Origin of the sequence: Candidatus Protofrankia californiensis, from assembly GCF_900634765.1 — a bacterium.
In the GTDB taxonomy this organism is placed as follows: Bacteria; Actinomycetota; Actinomycetes; order Frankiales; family Frankiaceae; genus Protofrankia; species Protofrankia californiensis.
The window spans coordinates 10,937-13,711 of the sequence record NZ_CAAAFT010000176.1; the positions used below are offsets into that span (position 1 = coordinate 10,937).

General features: G+C 68.6%; 3 protein-coding genes. All 3 read left to right on the plus strand.

Translation table 11 applies throughout. From position 1 onward, the window contains the following. The first annotated feature begins 42 nt into the window (after positions 1 to 42). A complete protein-coding gene (locus tag DD1DGNOD_RS09920) occupies positions 43 to 783 on the plus strand; it encodes a 3'(2'),5'-bisphosphate nucleotidase CysQ (RefSeq protein ID WP_131766336.1) in 741 nt (246 codons plus the stop codon). Positions 784 to 951: 168 nt separating this feature from the next. Continuing rightward, positions 952 to 1,866 carry a sulfate adenylyltransferase subunit CysD gene (gene cysD / locus DD1DGNOD_RS09925; RefSeq protein WP_131766337.1) on the plus strand — a complete coding sequence of 305 codons (915 nt, stop codon included), beginning with the start codon at positions 952 to 954 and terminating at the stop codon, positions 1,864 to 1,866. A 118-nt stretch (positions 1,867 to 1,984) separates the two neighbouring features. Continuing rightward, the coding region (locus DD1DGNOD_RS09930) for a sulfate adenylyltransferase subunit 1 (protein ID WP_206443057.1) at positions 1,985 to 2,775 on the plus strand (791 nt) is incomplete at its 3' end.

The window sequence follows — 2,775 nt, forward strand, 5'->3', positions numbered from 1 at the left end:
CCCGCCGACTCCGTACCCGGCGATCCCGTACCCGGCGATCCCGTGCTCAGCGACTCCGCGCTGGCGGCGCGGCTTGCCACCGATGCCGGCGCGCTGCTGCTCCGGGTCCGTGCCGAGCTGGGATTCGCCGATCCCGCCGCACTGCGGGACGCCGGTGACGCCCGCTCGCAGGTGCTGCTGGCGCAGGCGCTGGCCCGCCACCGTCCGCGGGACGCGGTCCTGTCCGAGGAGGCGGTCGACGACCCTGCCCGGCTCGCCGCCCGCCGGGTGTGGATCATCGATCCCCTGGACGGGACCCGGGAGTTCAGCGAGCAGGGCCGATCCGACTGGGCGGTGCACGTCGCGCTGTGGCAGGACGGCGAGCTGACCGCGGGCGCTGTCGCGCTCCCGGCGCAGGGCGTCACGCTGGCGACCGGCGTGCCGCCCCCCGCGCGTCCCGCGCCTACCGGCGGCCCGCGGCTGGTGGCCAGCCGGACCCGCGCCCCCGCGCTGGTCGCCACGGTGGCCGAGGCGCTGGGCGGCACGGTCGTGCCGCTGGGTTCCGCCGGAGCAAAGGTGGCGGCGGTCATCCGCGGTGAGGCGGACGCCTACATACACGCCGGCGGCCAGTACGAGTGGGACTCGGCCGCGCCGGTGGCCGTCGCCCGGTCGGTGGGCCTGCACACCAGCCGGATCGACGGATCCGCACTGGTCTACAACCGACCGGACCCGTTCCAGCCCGATCTGCTGGTCTGCCGTTCTGATCTGGCCGGTCCGATCCTGGCGCTGATCGCCCGCGGCTGACCCACTGACCACTGACCGTCGATCGTCGATCGTTACCACTGACCGTCGATCACTGATTGTTGATCGCTGCTTGCCCGCTGGAGTCGCTGTCCTGTAGGCCGGTTCGTGGGCTACGTTGGGTGGAATTTCTGCCGGCCTTCGCCGCTGGTCTCGACGGGGGGATTCCGCGTGCCCGCAATCGGCTACGAGCTCACCCACCTGCAGACCCTCGAGTCCGAGGCGATCCACATCTTTCGTGAGGTGGTGGCCGAGTTCGAGCGTCCCGCGTTGCTGTTCTCCGGCGGCAAGGACTCGATCGTCATGCTCCGGGTCGCCGAGAAGGCGTTCTGGCCGGCGAAACTGCCGTTCCCACTGGTGCACATCGACACCGGTCACAACTTCACCGAGGTGATGGAGTTCCGGGACGCCCGGGCGGCACAGTTGTCCGCCCGCCTGGTCGTGGGCTCCGTCCAGGACGCCATCGACGCCGGAACCATCACCGAGGACACTCGGCCCGGGGCGTCGCGTAACCAGCTCCAGACGCCGGTGCTGCTCGACACCATCGAGGAGAACAGGTTCGACGCCGTGTTCGGCGGGGCACGGCGGGACGAGGAGAAGGCCCGGGCAAAAGAGCGCGTGTACTCCTTCCGGGACGAGTTCGGTCAGTGGGATCCGAAGAACCAGCGTCCCGAACTGTGGTCCCTCTACAACGGCCGGCATCGAGCGGGTGAGCACATCCGGGTGTTCCCGCTGTCGAACTGGACGGAGCTCGACATCTGGCGCTACATCGCGCAGGAGAACCTGGAGATCCCGTCGATCTACTATGCGCACACCCGTGAGGTGGTGGAGCGCGACGGCATGCTGCTTGCGGTGACCTCGTTGACGCCGCCGCTTGAGGGGGAGAGCGTGATATCCCGCCAGGTCCGCTACCGGACGGTGGGTGACATGTCCTGTACCGGGGCGATCGCGTCGAGCGCGGTGACGATCGACGAGGTGATCACCGAGGTCGCGTCCACCAGGATCACCGAACGTGGCGCGACCCGTGCCGACGACCGGGTCAGTGAGGCGGCGATGGAGGACCGCAAGCGGGAGGGCTACTTCTGATGGCCGTGATGGCTGCGATGGCTGTTCTGACGGCCGCGACGGCCGCGACGACGGCTGTGCCAACGGCCGTCCTGCGCGTTCTGGTTCCGGGTACCCGTATGCGAGCTGGAGAGGTGTGATGAGGGAGCTGCTGCGGGTCGCCACCGCAGGTTCTGTTGACGACGGCAAGTCCACGCTGATCGGACGGCTGCTCTTCGACACCAAGTCGCTGTTCTCCGACCAGCTGGCCGCGGTGGAACGCACCAGCCGGGAACGCGGAGACGGTTATGTCGACCTGGCGCTGCTCACCGACGGATTGCGGGCCGAGCGTGAGCAGGGCATCACCATCGATGTTGCCTACCGTTATTTTGCCACCCCGAAGCGGTCGTTCATCCTCGCCGACACCCCTGGCCACGTGCAGTACACCCGCAACATGGTTACCGGGGCCTCCACCGCCGACCTCGCGCTGCTGCTGGTCGACGCCCGCAAGGGTGTGCTCCAGCAGACCCGGCGGCACGCGTTCCTCGCCTCGTTGCTGAGGGTTCCTCATCTTGTACTGTGCGTGAACAAGATGGACCTGGTCGATTTCGACCAGGCCGTGTTCGAGGAGATCAAGGACGACTTCCGGGGGTTCGCCGCCAAGCTGGAGATCGTCGATGTGGCGACGATCCCGATCTGTGCGCTCGGCGGGGACAACCTGGTGTCCCGATCGCCGAGCACTCCCTGGTATGAGGGCACCTCGCTGCTGCACCACCTGGAGGAGCTGCACATCGCCTCCGACCGCAACCTCATCGACGTCCGCTTCCCGGTGCAATGGGTGGTGCGGCCGCGCATCGGTGAGCTGCACGACTACCGCGGTTACGCCGGTCAGGTCGCCGGTGGCGTTCTTAAGCCGGGGGACGAGGTGATCGTCCTGCCGTCCGGCCTGAC